The organism is Streptomyces sp. NPDC054883 (genome assembly GCF_053610645.1).
Window position 1 is genome coordinate 62,409 of sequence record NZ_JBSGYT010000023.1, and the last position, 16,265, is coordinate 78,673.

Genomic DNA, 16,265 nt, shown 5'->3' on the forward strand with positions numbered 1-16,265 from the left:
CAATCCTTGGCCCATCCCAGGCCGGGCCCGCGGTGGCGGGAGGCGCGGGTCCGGGACGGTGCCGGGCGGCCGGGGCCCGCAGCCCCGTACCGCCCGGCCGGGGCCTACGCGCCGAAGGCCTTCGACTTCCCCTTCACCGGCTTGGCCCCCGCCAGCAGGTGCGCCGGGACCAGGTCCCGGGCCGGCTCGCTGTAGCCCACCGACACCAGCGCATCGCCCTGGAACGTGAACGAGGTCAGCGACGCGAGCGTGCACTGACGGCGGCGCGGGTCGTGCCACAGCCGCCGCTTCTCCGCGAAGCTGCGCACGATCCAGATCGGCAGCTGGTGGCTCACCGCCACCGCCTCGTGCCCGCGCGCCGCGTCGCGCGCCGCCTCCAGCGCGCTCATCATCCGCACGACCTGCTCGACGTACGGCTCGCCCCAGGACGGCCTGAACGGGTTCGTCAGGTGCTTCCAGTTCGCCGGCTTGCGCAGCGCCCCGTCACCGACGCCGAACGTCTTGCCCTCGAAGACGTTCTCCGCCTCCAGCAGCCGCGCGTCGCTCGCCACGTCCAGGCCGTGCGCCTTCGCGACCGGCGCGGCCGTCTCCTGCGCCCGCTCCAGCGGGGAGGACACGACGTAGGTGATGTCGCGCGACTGCAGGTGCTCCGCGACCCGCTCGGCCATCTGCCGGCCCAGGTCGGAGAGGTGGTAACCGGACCGGCGGCCGTAGAGCACGCCGTCCGGGTTGTGCACCTCGCCGTGCCGCATCAGGTGGACGACGGTGATCTCGCCCGGTGTGCTGCTGCTCATACGGTGGCCTCCGCGGCGGCGCGGGCGGCGGCGGGCAGGGCGGCGGCGATGCGCTCGACGGCCTGCTCGTCGTGGGCGGTCGACACGAACCACGACTCGAACGCCGACGGCGGCAGGTAGACGCCCTGCGCCAGCATCGAGTGGAAGAAGCCGTTGAAGCGGAAGGCGTCCTGCTTCTTCGCGTCGTCGTAGTTCTTCACCTCGTCCTCGGTGAAGAACACCGAGAACATGTTGGAGGCGGTCTGCAGCCGGTGCGCGACGCCCTCCTTGGCAAGCGCCTCGGTGACCAGCCCCTGGATCTGCCGCGACACCGCGTCGACCTTCTCGTACGCCGCCTCGTCCAGCAGCCGCAGCTGCGCGAGGCCGGCGGCGGTGGCGACCGGGTTACCGGAGAGCGTGCCCGCCTGGTAGACCGGGCCGGCCGGGGCCAGGTGGCCCATCACGTCGGCGCGGCCGCCGAACGCCGCGGCCGGGAAACCGCCGCCCATGACCTTGCCGAAGGTCATCAGGTCCGGCTTGACCCCGTCGACGCCGTACCAGCCGGCGCGGGAGGTGCGGAACCCCGTCATCACCTCGTCGGAGATGTACAGGGCGCCGTTCTCCCGGCACAGGTCGGCCAGGCCCTGGTTGAAGCCCTCGCCGGGGGTGACCACGCCCATGTTGCCGGGCGCGGCCTCCGTGATCACACAGGCGATCTCGCCGGGGTGCGCGGCGAACGCCGCCCGGACCGCCTCCAGGTCGTTGTAGGGGAGCACGATCGTGTCGCCGGCCTGAGCGCCCGTGACGCCCGGGGTGTCGGGGAGCGCGAAGGTCGCCAGCCCGGAACCGGCGGAGGCCAGCAGCGCGTCGACGTGCCCGTGGTAGCAGCCGGCGAACTTGACGACCTTGGCGCGGCCGGTGAAACCGCGGGCCAGCCGGATCGCCGACATGGTCGCCTCGGTGCCGGACGACACCAGACGCACCTGCTCGACGGGTTCGATGCGCGCGACGATCTCCTCGGCGAGCGCGACCTCGCCCTCGCCCGGCGTACCGAAGGACGTGCCGCGGGCGACGGCGGCCTGGACCGCCTCGATCACGGCGGGGTGGGAATGGCCGAGGATCATCGGCCCCCACGAGCAGACCAGGTCGACGTACTCGCGGCCATCGGCATCGGTCAGATACGGACCGGTACCAGACACCATGAACCTGGGCGTACCCCCCACGGCGCGGAACGCGCGCACGGGAGAGTTCACGCCGCCGGGCGTCACTACGGACGCGCGCGCAAACAGGTTCTGCGAGACTGGGGCTTCATACGGATACGGGTAGCTCACACCAGCCATGGTCTCAGAGGCCGCGACGGACTTGCGGACGGGCGTTTCACCGCGCCGCCCCGGGGGAGGTCACTGCCATGATGATCAGGCTGCGTGGCGGGGGCCACGGGGCCGGGGCAGGTAATACCAGTCGGGTGGAGATATGCAACGCGGTGGTGGACCGGGCGAGGGTACGGACGGCCTGGACCCGCAGCGCGCCCGTGATGCCCGCCGTCGCGGCAAGCACCGGCGGCGCGGCACCGAGGCCGCCGATGCGGTACCCGAACCCGTCCGGCCGCCGGACGACCTGCCCAAGGGCCGCGGCATGGGGGTGACGTACAAGTACTTCGGCGCCCCGGACGGCGCCACGGCGGCGCGCGTGCCCGTCACCATGCGGCCCGAGGAACTCGGCGGCGACGAGCTGGGCATGGGCGGCCTGTTCACCAAGATCAAGCCCGAGACGATGGCGGCCATGGTCCTGACCGGCATCGAGGGCATACCCCTGCACAAGGTGCCCCCGCTGGAACTGGTCGTCCTGCACCCCGACTACGCGGTGGTCAAGCTGCCGATGACGGTGGTGGACCCGCTGCGCGGCGTCGGCGAGGAGTCGGTCGGCGCGGCTGCCTTCATCTGGTCCACGGTCCCGGACCGCGGCGGTCCGAGTGACGCGTTCAACGTCTACCAGCTCCTGCACGAATGGCAGGACTTCTCCCACCGCCTCCACGAGGCGGGCCACCAGGCGTACTGCCTCGTCTGGCCGTGAGGCGCGGCCTCACCCGGTCAGGGTCTTGAGGGCGCGTTCGCGCAGCGGGGCCAGTCGGATGCGGGGGGCGCCGTTGTGGACGGCGTTGGTGGCGATGACCACGTAGCGGCCGGTGGCGGGGGCGAGGTAGAGGCTCGTTCCGGTGAAGCCGTGGTGGTAGGCCACCGTTCCGCCGGCGGCGAGGACCCAGCCCAGGCCCCGGTAGAGGCCCGGCTCGATCTCGGCCTGCGGGGCGAGGCTCTCGCGCAGCCACCGGCAGAGCGGGCTCGCGTCGGCGGGATCCCCGGTGGCGGGGTCCGCGTGGGCGGGGTCCGGGTGGGCGGGGCTCGGGTGGCTGGGGCGCGAATGGCCGCCCAGCAGGTGCTCGGCGTAGGTGGCGAGGTCGGCGGCGGGCGCGAACACCCCGGCGTGGCCGGCCACCCCGCCCATCGTCGCCGCGTTCTCGTCGTGCACCCAGCCCCAGAGGCGGTCGTGGCCGTCGGGGTGCTCGGTCGGCGCGACGTCGGGCGCCTGGGGGACCGGACCGTAGCTGGTGCGGCCCATGGCCAGCTCGGCCCAGAAGGCCGCGGCCTGGCGGTCCAGCGGCTCGCCGCCGACATGGGCGAGGGCCAGGCCGAGCAGGATGTAGCCGCGGTTGATGTAGCGGTGGGTGCCGGGCAGGTTCTCCATCAGCTCGCGGCAGATCAGCTCGTGCAGGGGCCGCGAGGTGAGGTCGTACAGGTCGAGGCGGGTGGCGGCCTGGAGACCGGAGGTGTGCGACAGCAGCTGGCGAATGGTGGCTTCGCCGCTGGGCATGTGGCCCTCCATCGGCGGCAGGTACGCCCGTACCGGGGTGTCGAGGTCGAGCAGCCCGTCCGCGACGGCCCGGCCCACGAGCGGCCAGGTGGCGGTCACCTTCGTCAGCGAGGCCAGGTCGTAGACGGTGTTCTCGTCCGGGGCCTTGGGGTTGGTGTACGGGGAGACGACCCCGGCGGAGATCACGGTCCGCTCCCCCGTGGCCGTACCGCAGACGACGACACCGCCGGGGGTGGCGCGGGCGGCGACGGTCTCGGCCAGCGTGTCGCGCAGCCCGTGGGTCTCGGCGGTCGTGAACGGTACGGCCTGGGTCATCTCTGCCTCCGGGGTCGTGCTGGGCGGTGGTGATCTCCGCACTTAGCGTGGCCAGCGCGGGCACGGCCCGCCCGCCGCCGCGCCGGACCGTCCGCCGGGTCCCCCGGGCGGGTGCTCCCCGTACGCCCCACGTCCTTCGGCTCCTGCGCGGGGTCAGCGGCGCAGGGCCGTCGCCCGGCGCATGTGTGACAGTTTCTCGGGATTGCGCACGGCGTAGAGGCCGGTGATCAGGCCCTCGTCCATGCGCAGCGCCAGGACGGTGTCGAGTTCGCCTTCGATGTGCAGGACCAGCGCGGGGTGCGCGTTGACGTGGGCCGGCCGCAGCGCCGCCGCGGTGAGCCTGCCCAGCCCGGCGGCCAGCAGCCGGGCCACCTTGTCGGCGCCCACGACGGGCCGCAGGACGGCCTGCTTGATCCCGCCGCCGTCGCCCAGGAGGACCACTTCCGGCGCGAGGAGGTCGAGCAGGCCCTGTAGGTCACCCGTCTCGACCGCACGCCGGAACGCCTCGAACGCGTCGCGGGTCTCGGTCGGGGAGACCACCCCGCGCGGCCGGCGCGCCGCGACGTGTGCCCGCGCCCGGTGGGCGATCTGGCGGACCGCGGCCGGGCCCTTGCCGACGGCGTCGGCGATCTCGTCGTACCCCAGGTCGAACACCTCGCGCAGCACGAACACCGCCCGCTCGGTCGGCGCGAGCGTTTCCAGCACCAGCATCATCGCCATGGAGACGCTGTCGGCCAGCTCGACGTCCTCGGCGACGTCCGGTGCGGTCAGCAGCGGCTCGGGCAGCCACTCGCCGACGTACGTCTCCTTGCGCCGGCCGAGCGCGCGCAGCCGGCTCAGCGCCTGGCGGGTGGTGATCCGGACCAGGTACGCCCGCCGGTCCCGCACCGCGGCGAGGTCGACGCCGGCCCACCGCAGCCAGGTCTCCTGGAGGACGTCCTCCGCGTCGGCGGCCGAGCCGAGCAGCTCGTAGGCGACGGTGAACAGCAGGTTGCGGTGGGCGACGAACGCCTCGGTGGCGGGATCCGGGCCCGCGCCGCCCGCGGGTCCGCCGTACTCGCTGTGCTGTCCGCTCTCCACCGGCTGCTCCTCGCCCGTTCGCTCCGACGCTGACACGCGCACAAGACGCCGCTCCCCCGGAGTCTGTGACACCGCCGCGTCGTGGCGCTCGTCACAGGGCCGCACCTGTCACACGGAGCGGGCCGCCGGCATCTCTTGTGCGTCCCGGCAACACCACGAGTGAGGACGACGTCATGGAAACCCGGTTCAACCTGTTCGAGAACGAGATCGCGCTCAAGTTCGCCAAGCGGTTCGCCAACACCGCTCTGGTGACCCATCAGTCGCCGCTGGCGAAGTCCACGCAGGAACTGGTGTCGCTGCGCGCCAGCCAGATCAACGGCTGCGGCTGGTGCGTCGACATGCACACCAAGGAGGCCGCGGCCGCCGGTGAGACGGCGGTCCGGCTCCACCTGGTCGCCGCCTGGCGCGAGTCCACCGTGTTCACCGACGCCGAGCGGGCGGCGCTGGCGCTCGCCGAAGAGGGCACCCGGCTCGCCGACGTCCACCAGGGCGTGTCCGACGAGACCTGGGCCGAGGTGCGCAAGCACTACGACGACGACGAGACCGCCGCGCTGGTCTGCCTGGTCGCCCTGATCAACGCCGCCAACCGGCTCGCGGTGATCGTCCACCAGCAGGGCGGTTCCTACGACCCCGGCGCGTTCGCCGCCGCCCTCGGCTGACCACCACCCCGCGCCGGGGCGGCCCGGCCGGCCGCTACGCCGGTCGCGGTCGCGGCCGGTCCCGGCAGGTCACCGGCGCCGGTCGGGCGGGGGCCGTGGCCTGATCGGCCGCTGCGCCGCCGCGCAAGCGCCCCCGGGCTCCGCCCGGGCCTCGCGGGGCTCCGCCCCGCACCCCGCGCCTCAAACGCCGGCGAGGCTGAAAATGCCACCCCCACCACCGTGCGCGGCGCGGGTCCGGGCGGAACCCCAGCCCCTCACCGCCGGCGGCGCGGGGGCGGGGGCGGGGTCCGCCCGGACCAGCGGGCGGGCGGGCCGAGCCGACGGGCGGGGCGGGGAGGCGGGCGGGGCCGGGAGGCTTCGGCGGGCGGGGCCGGGAGGCTTCGGCGGGCGGGGCCCGAAATTCCCACCGGACCGCCGGAGGCCAATGGCATGCTGGCAGGGTGAACGGACCCGGCATTCAGCTCACCCTCGCACCCGAACTGCACGTCTTCGCCGCGCCCAGCCGGCGGGCCGAGCGGGTTCCCACCGTGACCGACGGCGCCTCCAGCCTCGGGCACGTCGTCGAGTCCGCCGGCGTCCCGCTCACCGAGGTCGGCCGGCTGCTCGTCGACGGCCACGAAGTGCCCGTCTCGTACGTGCCCCAAGCAGGCGAGCTGGTCGAGGTGTTCGGCGTCGACCGCCCCCAGCGGATCCCGCAACACAGCGACGACGGCACCACCCCCCTCCGGTTCCTCCTCGACGTCCACCTCGGCACGCTCGCCCGCCGCCTGCGCCTGCTCGGTGTCGACGCCGCCTACGAGAACGAGGACATCGGCGACCCCGCCCTCGCCACCCGCTCCGCCGCCGAGCACCGCATCCTGCTCTCCCGCGACCGCGGCCTGCTGCGCCGCCGGGAGATCTTCGCCGGGGCGTACGTCTACAGCGACAATCCCGACGAACAACTGCGCGACGTACTCAGCCGCTTCGCCCCGCCCCTCGCGCCCTGGACCCGCTGCACCGCCTGCAACGGACCGCTCCGCGAGGCCGACAAGGTCAGCGTGGGCGACCGCCTCCAGCACGGCACGCAGCGCTCCTACGACGTGTTCGCCCAGTGCACCGACTGCGAGCGTGTGTACTGGCGCGGCGCCCACCACGCCCGCCTGGAGCGGATCGTCTCCGACGCCCTGGCGGAGTTCGGCGACGGCAACAGCAGCGCCGGCGGCAGCTCCAGCAGCAGCGGCAAGAGCCATGGCGACGGTGACGCCGCCGCGTGACGTGCGGCAGACTGCCGAGGCATGACTGCCGCTGAGGACCACACCCCCAACGCCGTCGTCGACGTCGCCGTCGTCGGCGCCGGCCCCACCGGGCTCCTGCTCGCCGGCGACCTCGCCGCCGCCGGCCTCTCCGTCACCCTCATCGAGCGGCGCCCCCGCACCGCCGCCAATCTGACCCGGGCCTTCGCCGTCCACGCCCGCACCCTCGAACTCCTCGACGCGCGCGGCGTCGCCGACCAGCTCGTCTCCACCGGCCGACGGATCGACCGCTTACGCCCCTTCGGTGGCATGGCCCTCTCCCTTCAACGGCTGCGCTCCCGCTACCCCTTCGTACTGATCACCCCCCAATATGAGACAGAGAAACTCCTGGAGCGCCGAGCGCTGTCCACAGGGGCGGTCATCCGATATGACTGGCAAGTCACCGGCCTCCACCAGGACGACGACACCGTCACCCTCGACGTCACCACCCCCACCGGCCCCGTGCGGCAGACCGCCCGCCACGTCGTCGGCACCGACGGCGTCCGCTCCACCGTCCGCCAGGCCCTCGGCCTCCCCTTTCCCGGCCGGGCCGTCGTCCGCTCCATGGTCCTGGCCGACGTACGGCTGACCGAGCCCCCCGAGGACTTCCTCGCCGTCAACGGCAGCGCCGACGCCTTCGCCCTCGTCGTCCCCTTCGGCGACGGCTGGTACCGCGCCATCGCCTGGCACCGCCACGGCCGCGCCGCCGACACCGACCCCGTCGGCCTGGAAGAGCTGCGCACCATCGCCCGCGCCGCCCTCGGCACCGACTACGGCATGCACGACCCCCGCTGGATGTCCCGCTTCCACAGCGACGAGCGCCAGGTCCCCCACTACCGCGTCGGCCGCGTCTTCCTCGCCGGGGACGCCGCGCACGTGCACTCCCCCGCCGGCGGCCTCGGCATGAACACCGGCCTCCAGGACGCCGCGAACCTCTCCTGGAAGCTCGCCGCCGCCCTCGGCGGCCACAGCCCCGACCCCGAGGCCCTCCTCGACAGCTACCACCGCGAACGCCACCCCGTCGGCCGCCTCGTCCTGCGCGCGAGCGGCGCCCTCGTCCGCACCGCCATGGTCAGTGACCCGGCCCGCCGCGCCGCCCGCGCCCTCGGCGCCGCGCTCCTCGCCCGGCTGCGCCCGGCCCGGGAACGCGCCCTCGGCATGATCTCCGGCATCGGCATCGCCTACCCGCCCCCGCCGGGCACCCGCCGCCCCACCGCCGCGGGCCGCCGCGCCCCCGACCTGCCCCTCGCCGGCGGCCTGCGCCTCTACGAGGCCCTGCGCACCGGCAGCTTCGTCCTCATCACCCCTCCCGGCCGGCCCACCCCGCCCGGAAGCCCGCTCGCCCACCACCACTGGCCCACCGGGCGGCGGACGGCGGCCGTCCTGGTGCGCCCCGACGGCTACGTCGCCTGGAGCTCCGCGCAGGCCGACGACCCGGCCACCGCCGCCGCCGTCGCGTCCTGGCTCCTCCCGCAGCCCGCACCGCACAAGGAGCGGCCCGTCCGTCCGCAGGAGGAGTAGCCACCCGCAACCGCCTCAGAACGAGTACGCGTCCCCGGTGTCCAGCGCGAGCACCGCGTGCTCGTTGTTGCCGCTGTTGCGGTCGGATGCGCCGCCGTCCCACCAGGTGTCGACCCGCACCACCACCTCCGGAACCCGCTCCCGCAGCCCGAGCAGCAGCCCGATGTGCCGCCCCTGCCCGTGCGCGGGCAGCGGGCCGGTCTCGCAGACCACCTCCCGCCGCCCCGCCCGCGCGCAGCCCTCGGCCAGCTCCTGCCGGTCGCCGAGGTCCGCCGACAGCCGTACCCGCAGCGTGGCGTCGGCCACCGCGTTCGGCCCCTCGTTGTGGGGGACCAGCCACACCCGCAGCCGCCCCCGGTCCAGCAGGACCCGGCCGTGGTACGAGACGTCCGCCTCGGGCTCGGGCGTCCGGGCCCCGGCACCGCCCACGCTCCCCGCACCGCCCAGCACCAGCAGGCCGGCCACCACCACACTCCGTACGGCACCACGGCGCACCGCCACCACCTCCACGCGCGGACGCTAGACCGCCCGGACGGCCGCCGGTCGGACCATCACACGAACGAGGGCGTGCCGCACCCCCTCACGGCGGCCAACCAGCGGCACCGTGCCATCCGCCTATGCTGGCCGGGAATCGCCCGTACGAACGAACGACGAACGAGGAGCACGCCCATGAGCCCCGCCACCCGGACCGCCGTCATCACCGGCGCGAGCAGCGGCATCGGCGCGGCCACCGCCCGGCAGCTCGCGGCGGCCGGCTACCACGTCGTCCTCACCGCGCGCCGCAAGGACCGCATCGAGGCCCTCGCCGCCGAGCTCGCCGCCGCCGGGCACGAGGCCACCGCCCACGCCCTCGACGTCACCGACCGCGCCGCGGTGGACGCCTTCGCGGCCTCCCTCCAGCGCTGCGACGTGCTCGTCAACAACGCCGGCGGGGCGATCGGGGCCGAGCCCGTCGCCACCGGCGACCCGGCCGACTGGCGCACGATGTACGAGGTCAACGTCATCGGCACGCTCAACGTCACCCAGGCCCTCCTGCCGGCCCTCGTCGCCTCCGGCGACGGCACGGTGGTCGTGCTGTCCTCCACCGCCGGGCACTCGACGTACGAGGGCGGCGCCGGCTACGTCGCCGCCAAGAACGGCGCCCGCGTCCTCGCCGAGACGCTCCGCCTGGAGATCGTCGGGCAGCCCGTCCGCGTCATCGAGATCGCCCCGGGCATGGTCAAGACGGAGGAGTTCGCGAAGACCCGCTTCCGGGGCGACGCGGAGAAGGCCGAGAAGGTCTACGCGGGCGTCGCGCACCCCCTGTCCGCCGACGACGTGGCCGACACCATCACCTGGGCGGTGACCCGCCCCAGCCACGTCAACATCGACCTCCTGGTGGTCCGCCCCCGCGCCCAGGCCTCGAACACGAAGGTCCACCGCGAACTCTGAGCCCGGCCGCATCACTGGTTCCCGAGGGCGGCCACGAGGAGCCCGAAGACGTGGTCCGTCTCGGGGATCAGCGTCGCCTCGATCCCGTCGTCGGTGTGCCCGGCGAGGGTGAGTTCCTGGATGCGGCGGAACAGGAGGCGGTCCGCCGCCGCGATCAGGGCGGCCGCGGCCCTGGGCGCGATGGCCGGGGCCGCCTCCGGGGTCAGGCCGGCCAGCGCCGTGGCGAGGGCCTCCTCGCGCTGGTCGTGCAGTTCGCGCAGCCGGGCGCTGAGGGTGGGGCTGTCGGCGACCATGCGGGCGAACGCGGGACCGGTGAACCCGACGACCTGGCTGTGCTCCAGGAGCGCGGCGCGAAAGGCCCGTCCCACCGCGCTGAGCGGCGCCTCGCCGGGAGCGCACCCGGCGACGCTGCGGGCCAGCCCCTGGGTGAACACCTCGTGGTGGTCGAGGGCCAGGTCCTCTTTGCGGGGGAAGTAGTTGGTGACCGTCTTCTTGGCGACGCGCGCCGCCGCGGCGATCTCCGCGACCGTGGTCCGCTCGAAGCCCTGCTCGATGAAGAGCCTGGTGGCGCGGTCCGAGATCAGCTGCCTGGTCTCCTGCTTCTTGGACTCACGGAGCCCCGTTCCGTCAGCACGCATGAGCAAATCTTACCCTCGGCGTAAAAATCCTCTTGCCAATGACGGCCTCTCCGCCTAAATTTACCCTCGTCGTAAATTTACCCCCAGCGCACGGCCCGCCAGGCGCCGTGGCACGGGCAGGAAACACGTCCGGCCGGCGCGCCGCCGACCAGTAGCCGAAGGAGTCGCCATGCGCGTCACGACCACCACCCTGTCCCTCACCGTCGCCGACGTCGACGCCTCGCGGGAGTTCCTCTGCGCCCACCTCGGCTACCAGGTCGCCACGGCCGCCGACGGCTTCGCGTCCCTGGCCCGCCCCGAGGACGACGCCGCGGCCGACGTCGTCCTGCTCCGCCGCGGCAACGAGGTGCTCCCGCCCGAGCAGCGCGACCGGCAGGCCTCCGGCCTGATCCTGGCCCTCACCGTCACCGGCATCGAGGCCGAGGAGCGGCGCCTGCGCGACGCGGGTGCGCCCATCACCATGCCGCTGCGCGAGGAGCCCTGGGGCGAGCGCCTGTTCCAGCTGACCGACCCGAACGGCATCGTCGTCCAGCTCGTCGAATGGGCCGCCCCGCAGCCGCCGGCGTCCGCCCCGTACGTGATCACGCCCACCGCCGAGAACGTCACCGAAACACCGAACGCCCGCATGACCGCCCTGGCGGGCCCCAGCCGCGGCAGCACGGAACTCAGCACGTGGACCGTCTCGATGGCGGGCGGCCAGAGCGGCCCCCAGCACTCCGTCACCCGCGAGCAGGTCTGGACGGTGACCGCCGGCGCCCTCGAAGTCACCTCTGCCGGCCGCACCGAAAAGGTCACGGCCGGCCAGACGCTCATCCTCCCGCCGCACACCCTGCGCCGGGTCCACGCCCCCCAGCCGGCCGAGGCCCACGTCGCGATGCGCTCGGACGCGGCGGTCTCCGTACCCGGCACCCCGGGCACCCGCGCCCTCCCCTGGGCCCGCTGACCCCGCGCGCCGGAGCGCCGGAGCGCCTTCTCAGCCCTTGACGCAGATGACCTGCTTGAGCTTGGCCACCACCTCGACCAGGTCGGTCTGCTGGTCGATGACCTGCTCGATCGACTTGTACGCGCCCGGGATCTCGTCCACGACGCCGGAGTCCTTGCGGCACTCCACGCCCTTGGTCTGCTCCGCGAGGTCCCGGGCCGAGAAGCGCTTCTTGGCCGCCGTCCGGCTCATCTTCCGGCCGGCGCCGTGCGAGGCGGAGTTGAAGGACTTCTCGTTGCCGAGCCCCTTCACGATGTACGAACCCGTCCCCATCGAGCCGGGGATGATCCCGAAGTCACCGCTGCCGGCACGGATCGCGCCCTTCCGGGTGACCAGCAGGTCCATCCCGTCGTACCGCTCCTGCGCCACGTAGTTGTGGTGGCAGCTGATCTCCTGCTCGAAGGAGACCTTGGCCTTGCGGAACTCCTTGCGGACGACCTCCTTGAACAGGCTCATCATCACGGCGCGGTTGAACTTCGCGTACTCCTGCGCCCAGAAGAGGTCGTTGCGGTACGCCTCCATCTCCGGGGTCGCCGCCAGGAACACGGCCAGGTCCCGGTCGACCAGACCCTGGTTGTGGGAGAGCCCGCGGGCCACCTCGATGTGGAAGTTCGCCAGCTCGTTGCCGATGTTGCGGGAACCCGAGTGCAGCATGAGCCAGACCGAACCGGACTGATCGAGACAGAACTCGACAAAGTGATTCCCTGATCCCAGCGTTCCGACCTGCTTTGCAGCCCGTTCCCGGCGGAATTTGACCGAATCGGCGAGGTAGTCGAACCGCTGCCACAGGTCGTCGTAGGCCGCCTCCTTCGCTCCGAAGCCGTACAGCCGCCCCGGGTCCACGGGCTCCTTGTGCAGGCCCGCACCCACCGGGATCGCGCGCTCGATCTTCGACCGCAGCACCGACAGGTCGCCCGGGAGGTCGTTCGCCGTGAGGGAGGTCTTCACCGCCGACATGCCGCAGCCGATGTCGACGCCGACCGCCGCCGGGCAGACCGCGTCCTTCATCGCGATCACCGAACCGACCGTGGCGCCCTTGCCGTAGTGGACGTCCGGCATGACGGCCAGGCCCTTGATCCACGGGAGCGTCGCCACGTTGCGCAGCTGCTGCATCGCGTGGTCCTCGACCGACGCGGGATCGGTCCACATCCGGATCGGAACTTTCACCCCGGGCACCTCTACATACGACATAACAGCCTCAAAACCCCGTTAAACACAGGAAAGTCGGAATACGCAAAAAGCCTCGCTCATGGCTCCAAAGCGGACAAGGAACCGGCGCCGGCACCAGCGTGTGCGATAGACATTGTGTCCAGCCGTGCCCCAGCCACGGCAAAGCAATTTTCCTGACCGCCGGGCAGCCGGCCGGCCGAAGGGAGCCATGGGACGTGCAGCGCAAGGCAGTACGACGGCGGGCCCTGCCAGGCGTCGCGATGCTCACCGCGCTCGTGGCCGGGGTCACCGGCCTCACCGGGTGCACCGAGACGAGCAAGCCCGGGATCACCACCGACGCGAAGGCCGGCGGCAGCACCGTCCCGCCCGCGCAGCCGGGGAAGTACCGCTACCTGCCCGCACCGTGCAAGGCCGTCGACGCCAAGCGGCTGCGGGCCATGCTGCCGGCCGACGAGAGCCTCACCGGCGAGCAGCGCGAGCAGCTCTACGCCGGGACCGCGGACGCCTCGTACGACGCCGACCGGCGCGTCGGCTGCCGGTGGACCGCGCAGACGCCCTCGGAGACCCGGCTGCTGTCCGTCGGCTTCGAGCGCGTGGTCTCGTACGACCGGGCCGCCGCGAGCGACGACGACAAGGCACGGCAGGTGTACGTACGCCGCCTCACCGACGCGCACCTGCCGTTCCCCGGCGCTTCGGCGACACCTCCCACGCCCGCCGCGCCCGCCGCGCCCGCCGCCTCCAGCGCGCCCCCGAACCCGGGCGGCGGCCCGGGCACCAGCGCCGGCCCCAGCCCCGTCCCCACCGCCGCGCCGGAGCTCGGCTCCCGCGTCCTGGAGGGACTCGGCAACGAGGCCTACATCGAGGACAAACTGAGCCCGGCCGGCACCACCGCCCCCCAGTCGCGCACCGTGCGGACGGTGTTCCGCACTTCGAACGTCATCGTCACCATCGAGTACAGCGTCCAGCCCGCCCAGCCGGGCGCCGCCCCTTCCAGCGCGGAAACCCAGGACAAGGTGAGGCAGTTGGCGCAGGCGCTCGTCGAGCGCTTCAACGACTGACCGCACGCGCCGGCAGGGGGCGTGCGCGGCCCGCGTGACGGCGCGCACAGCAGCCGGGCGCCGGGTCGGGCTACCGTTGTTCGAGTCCCGCGCCCGAACCGCGCCGACACCAAGGGCCGCACAAGGGCCGCAGCAAGGCCCGCACGAAGGCCGTAACAGGCCCCGTGAGACGGCCCCAACGACTGAAGGAACCATGCACCGATCAGCCTCGCGCCTCACCCGCGTCCTCGCCTGCGCAGCCGTCCCGGTGATCCTCACCGTCGCCGGATGCTCCTCCGATTCGGGCAAGGCCTCGGGCTCGGACGGCAAGAAGTCCGATTCCTCCGCATCCTCCAAGCCGGGCGGGAAGAAGGCGCCCGCTCTGGAGAAGGTGGCGTTCAGCACGCTGCCGGAGCCCTGCAAGGCGGTGCAGACGAAGACCATCGACGCCCTCGTGCCCGAGGCGAAGGACAAGAACGGCACGGCGACGAAGTCGAACGACCTCTCCAGCCGTGCCAGCTGCTCCTGGAACGGCCTCGACGAGGACGGGCTCAAGGGCTCGCAGTACCACTGGCTGTCGATCTCGCTGGTCCGCTACGACTCCCACGCCTCCCTCGGCAGCGGCAACAAGCGCGCCGAGGACCAGTACAACAAGCAGGTCGAGACGGCGAAGAAGGTCGACGGCGCCCACGACGTCAAGGTGGAGCAGGCCGGCGGGATCGGCGACCAGGGCACGTCCGTCGCCTACGGCGTGAAGAAGGACGTGGACTTCTTCAACACCACCGTCGTCGTGCGCGACAAGAACGTCGTGATCACCCTCGACTACAACGGCGCCGCCTACGAGGGCGCGGCCGCCCCGGACCAGGGCAAGCTGCTCCAGGACGCCATCGCCGCCGCCAAGGAGACGGCCGCCTCGGTCGAGGCCGCCGGCACCGGCCAGCCGGCCCCCAACCAGCCCGCAGGACAGCCCGCCGCGAGCCAGCCCGCCCCCGGACAGGGCGCGCCCCAGGGCGGCGCCCCGCAGCCGTCGCAGTCGGCGCAGGAGTCCAAGTCCCCGGAGCCCTCGAAGTCCGCGGAGCAGTAGGAAACGGCGGGGGCGGGGGCAGCGGTAGGGCTGACATCCAGTCACCCGTACTCTGTGCCTGCCCGGGCTCGTAACAGCTCCCGGCAGCAGCTCGTAGCACGTCGAAGGGGAGGGGATCACGGGTGGCCGCGATGCAGCTGACTCGTACGCACCGGATACTCATCGGGGTCGTGGTCGCCGGAGCCGTGGTCATCGCGGGCATCGGTTTCGCGGGTTCGTACTCCGCGGTGCGCGCGCTGGCCTTGAAGAAGGGTTTCGGCAACTTCTCGCTGGTGTTCCCCATCGGCATCGACGCCGGCATCTGCGTGCTGCTGGCGCTCGACCTGCTGCTGACGTGGATCCGCATACCCTTCCCGCTGCTGCGCCAGACGGCGTGGCTGCTGACCGCCGCGACGATCGCGTTCAACGGCGCGGCCGCCTGGCCGGATCCGCTCGGTGTCGGCATGCACGCCGTGATCCCGATCCTGTTCGTGGTCACCGTCGAAGCGGCCCGGCACGCGGTCGGCCGGATAGCCGACATCACCGCCGACCGGCACATGGAGGGCGTCCGGATCACCCGCTGGCTGCTCTCCCCCGTCCCCACGTTCAAACTGTGGCGCCGGATGAAGCTGTGGGAGCTGCGCTCGTACGAGCAGGCGGTCGGCATGGAGCAGGACCGGCTGATCTACCAGGCCCGCCTCCAGGCCCGCTACGGGCGTGCCTGGCGCCGCAAGGCCCCCGTCGAGGCGCTGATGCCGCTGCGCCTGGCCCGCATCGGCGTGCCGCTCGCCCACACGGCCCCGACGGGTCTCGCCGCGGCCGGCATCGAGCCGCTGCTGCTGCCCCCGGCCGAGCCGGAAGCGGCGCCCGCGGCCCCGGCCCTGGAAGCCGTGCCGCAGGCCGAGGTGCCCGGAACCCCCGCCCCGCAGGCCCCGGCCCCCGACACCCGGCCCGGCGCCACCGAGCCCGTGGTCCCCGGCCCCCTCCCCGCGCAGCTGCCCTTCGCGGTGGAGCCGACCGCCATGCCCGCGGCCCACAACAGCGCCTGGTTCGCCGCGCCCCTGGCCCCCCAGGCGGCGTACGAGGGCGGCTACAACCCCCAGTACGTCGAGGGCCTGGAGCCGACCCCGGTCATGCCCCCGGCCGGCCCGGACCAGCCGGAGCAGGCCCCCGGGCCGCAGACCGCCCCGGACCCGGACATCGACGAGGTGAAGTTCGCGGAGGCCGCCTACGAGGTCTTCCGCGCCTTCCTCGACGAGCACTCGCAGTTCCCGACCCCGGAGCAGGTGGACATACACCTCTCGGACCGCCACGGGATAGTGCACCCGCGCAGCGCCTCGATGATCCGCCGCCTGATGCCGGAGCTCAAGCTCCGCTACCAGCGCGACCTGGAGAACGAGCACATCGCGTAGGCGGGCCGGCCACGGCGGAAGGGCCCGTACCCCCGGTCGGTTCCA

16 protein-coding genes are annotated in these 16,265 nt (G+C 73.2%); 9 read left to right on the forward strand and 7 right to left on the reverse strand.

Going from position 1 to position 16,265, the window contains the following annotated elements; genetic code table 11:
• Nucleotides 1-104: 104 nt before the first annotated feature.
• Together ACWGH1_RS18715 and hemL are read right to left on the reverse strand one after the other, a co-directional pair.
• Nucleotides 105-794 (reverse strand): histidine phosphatase family protein, encoded by a 690-nt coding sequence (locus tag ACWGH1_RS18715; RefSeq protein WP_453355605.1) that lies wholly within the window; start codon nt 792-794, stop codon nt 105-107.
• Entirely contained in the window at nt 791-2,113 is a 1,323-nt protein-coding gene (hemL, locus tag ACWGH1_RS18720; protein WP_453355606.1) for a glutamate-1-semialdehyde 2,1-aminomutase, read from the reverse strand. Before hemL ends, ACWGH1_RS18715 begins: the two co-directional genes overlap by 4 nt.
• A 295-nt stretch (nt 2,114-2,408) precedes the next feature.
• Between hemL and ACWGH1_RS18725 the strand changes: the two genes are divergently transcribed.
• On the forward strand, nt 2,409-2,846 hold the full coding sequence (locus ACWGH1_RS18725; RefSeq protein WP_136216611.1) for a hypothetical protein: 438 nt from the start codon (nt 2,409-2,411) through the stop codon (nt 2,844-2,846).
• A gap of 9 nt (nt 2,847-2,855) precedes the next feature.
• Here the strand turns inward: ACWGH1_RS18725 and ACWGH1_RS18730 are convergent, their stop codons facing one another.
• Together ACWGH1_RS18730 and ACWGH1_RS18735 are read right to left on the reverse strand one after the other, a co-directional pair.
• Nucleotides 2,856-3,956, reverse strand: a complete 1,101-nt coding sequence (locus ACWGH1_RS18730; RefSeq protein WP_453355607.1) for a serine hydrolase domain-containing protein — start codon at nt 3,954-3,956, stop codon at nt 2,856-2,858.
• Nucleotides 3,957-4,109: 153 nt separating this feature from the next.
• Complete coding sequence (locus ACWGH1_RS18735; RefSeq protein WP_453355608.1) at nt 4,110-5,036, reverse strand: RNA polymerase sigma-70 factor; 927 nt, start codon at nt 5,034-5,036, stop codon at nt 4,110-4,112.
• Nucleotides 5,037-5,209: 173 nt separating this feature from the next.
• On the opposite strand from ACWGH1_RS18735, the gene ACWGH1_RS18740 reads away from it, so the two are divergent.
• From ACWGH1_RS18740 to ACWGH1_RS18750, 3 genes are all read left to right on the forward strand, one after another.
• Complete coding sequence (locus ACWGH1_RS18740) at nt 5,210-5,695, forward strand: carboxymuconolactone decarboxylase family protein (RefSeq protein ID WP_453355609.1); 486 nt, start codon at nt 5,210-5,212, stop codon at nt 5,693-5,695.
• A 440-nt stretch (nt 5,696-6,135) separates the two neighbouring features.
• Nucleotides 6,136-6,948 (forward strand): Mut7-C RNAse domain-containing protein, encoded by an 813-nt coding sequence (locus tag ACWGH1_RS18745; RefSeq protein WP_453353855.1) that lies wholly within the window; start codon nt 6,136-6,138, stop codon nt 6,946-6,948.
• Between the two features lie 21 nt (nt 6,949-6,969).
• Nucleotides 6,970-8,487, forward strand: a complete 1,518-nt coding sequence (locus ACWGH1_RS18750) for an FAD-dependent monooxygenase (RefSeq protein WP_453353856.1) — start codon at nt 6,970-6,972, stop codon at nt 8,485-8,487.
• A gap of 15 nt (nt 8,488-8,502) precedes the next feature.
• Here the strand turns inward: ACWGH1_RS18750 and ACWGH1_RS18755 are convergent, their stop codons facing one another.
• Nucleotides 8,503-8,997, reverse strand: a complete 495-nt coding sequence (locus ACWGH1_RS18755) for a hypothetical protein (protein WP_453353857.1) — start codon at nt 8,995-8,997, stop codon at nt 8,503-8,505.
• A gap of 159 nt (nt 8,998-9,156) precedes the next feature.
• Here ACWGH1_RS18755 and ACWGH1_RS18760 point away from each other — a divergent pair, with 159 nt between their 5' ends.
• Nucleotides 9,157-9,918, forward strand: a complete 762-nt coding sequence (locus tag ACWGH1_RS18760; RefSeq protein ID WP_453353858.1) for an SDR family NAD(P)-dependent oxidoreductase — start codon at nt 9,157-9,159, stop codon at nt 9,916-9,918.
• Between the two features lie 11 nt (nt 9,919-9,929).
• Here the strand turns inward: ACWGH1_RS18760 and ACWGH1_RS18765 are convergent, their stop codons facing one another.
• Nucleotides 9,930-10,556, reverse strand: a complete 627-nt coding sequence (locus ACWGH1_RS18765; RefSeq protein ID WP_453353859.1) for a TetR/AcrR family transcriptional regulator — start codon at nt 10,554-10,556, stop codon at nt 9,930-9,932.
• A 169-nt stretch (nt 10,557-10,725) separates the two neighbouring features.
• On the opposite strand from ACWGH1_RS18765, the gene ACWGH1_RS18770 reads away from it, so the two are divergent.
• Entirely contained in the window at nt 10,726-11,499 is a 774-nt protein-coding gene (locus ACWGH1_RS18770; protein WP_453353860.1) for a VOC family protein, read from the forward strand.
• A gap of 30 nt (nt 11,500-11,529) precedes the next feature.
• On the opposite strand, the gene ACWGH1_RS18775 is transcribed toward ACWGH1_RS18770, so the two are convergent.
• Nucleotides 11,530-12,729, reverse strand: coding sequence for an RtcB family protein (locus tag ACWGH1_RS18775; protein WP_453353861.1), 1,200 nt, complete (start codon nt 12,727-12,729; stop codon nt 11,530-11,532).
• A 194-nt stretch (nt 12,730-12,923) separates the two neighbouring features.
• Here ACWGH1_RS18775 and ACWGH1_RS18780 point away from each other — a divergent pair, with 194 nt between their 5' ends.
• The 3 genes from ACWGH1_RS18780 to ACWGH1_RS18790 all read left to right on the forward strand — a co-directional run bounded on the left by ACWGH1_RS18780 (nt 12,924) and on the right by ACWGH1_RS18790 (nt 16,220).
• On the forward strand, nt 12,924-13,766 hold the full coding sequence (locus ACWGH1_RS18780; RefSeq protein WP_453353862.1) for a DUF3558 domain-containing protein: 843 nt from the start codon (nt 12,924-12,926) through the stop codon (nt 13,764-13,766).
• 193 nt (nt 13,767-13,959) lie between these two features.
• Nucleotides 13,960-14,829, forward strand: coding sequence for a DUF3558 family protein (locus ACWGH1_RS18785; protein WP_453353863.1), 870 nt, complete (start codon nt 13,960-13,962; stop codon nt 14,827-14,829).
• A 131-nt stretch (nt 14,830-14,960) separates the two neighbouring features.
• Nucleotides 14,961-16,220: a DUF2637 domain-containing protein gene (locus ACWGH1_RS18790; protein ID WP_453353864.1), complete on the forward strand. Its 1,260-nt coding sequence runs from the start codon at nt 14,961-14,963 to the stop codon at nt 16,218-16,220.
• Nucleotides 16,221-16,265 lie beyond the last annotated feature (45 nt).

Bases quoted from the DNA above. Each gene is read 5' to 3' on its own strand.
- ACWGH1_RS18715 (WP_453355605.1), bottom strand. From the start codon at position 794: ATGAGCAGCAGCACACCGGGCGAGATCACCGTCGTCCACCTGATGCGG.
- hemL (WP_453355606.1), bottom strand. From the start codon at position 2,113: ATGGCTGGTGTGAGCTACCCGTATCCGTATGAAGCCCCAGTCTCGCAG.
- ACWGH1_RS18725 (WP_136216611.1), top strand. From the start codon at position 2,409: ATGGGGGTGACGTACAAGTACTTCGGCGCCCCGGACGGCGCCACGGCG.
- ACWGH1_RS18730 (WP_453355607.1), bottom strand. From the start codon at position 3,956: ATGACCCAGGCCGTACCGTTCACGACCGCCGAGACCCACGGGCTGCGC.
- ACWGH1_RS18740 (WP_453355609.1), top strand. From the start codon at position 5,210: ATGGAAACCCGGTTCAACCTGTTCGAGAACGAGATCGCGCTCAAGTTC.
- ACWGH1_RS18750 (WP_453353856.1), top strand. From the start codon at position 6,970: ATGACTGCCGCTGAGGACCACACCCCCAACGCCGTCGTCGACGTCGCC.
- ACWGH1_RS18760 (WP_453353858.1), top strand. From the start codon at position 9,157: ATGAGCCCCGCCACCCGGACCGCCGTCATCACCGGCGCGAGCAGCGGC.
- ACWGH1_RS18765 (WP_453353859.1), bottom strand. From the start codon at position 10,556: ATGCGTGCTGACGGAACGGGGCTCCGTGAGTCCAAGAAGCAGGAGACC.
- ACWGH1_RS18770 (WP_453353860.1), top strand. From the start codon at position 10,726: ATGCGCGTCACGACCACCACCCTGTCCCTCACCGTCGCCGACGTCGAC.
- ACWGH1_RS18775 (WP_453353861.1), bottom strand. From the start codon at position 12,729: ATGTCGTATGTAGAGGTGCCCGGGGTGAAAGTTCCGATCCGGATGTGG.
- ACWGH1_RS18785 (WP_453353863.1), top strand. From the start codon at position 13,960: ATGCACCGATCAGCCTCGCGCCTCACCCGCGTCCTCGCCTGCGCAGCC.
- ACWGH1_RS18790 (WP_453353864.1), top strand. From the start codon at position 14,961: ATGCAGCTGACTCGTACGCACCGGATACTCATCGGGGTCGTGGTCGCC.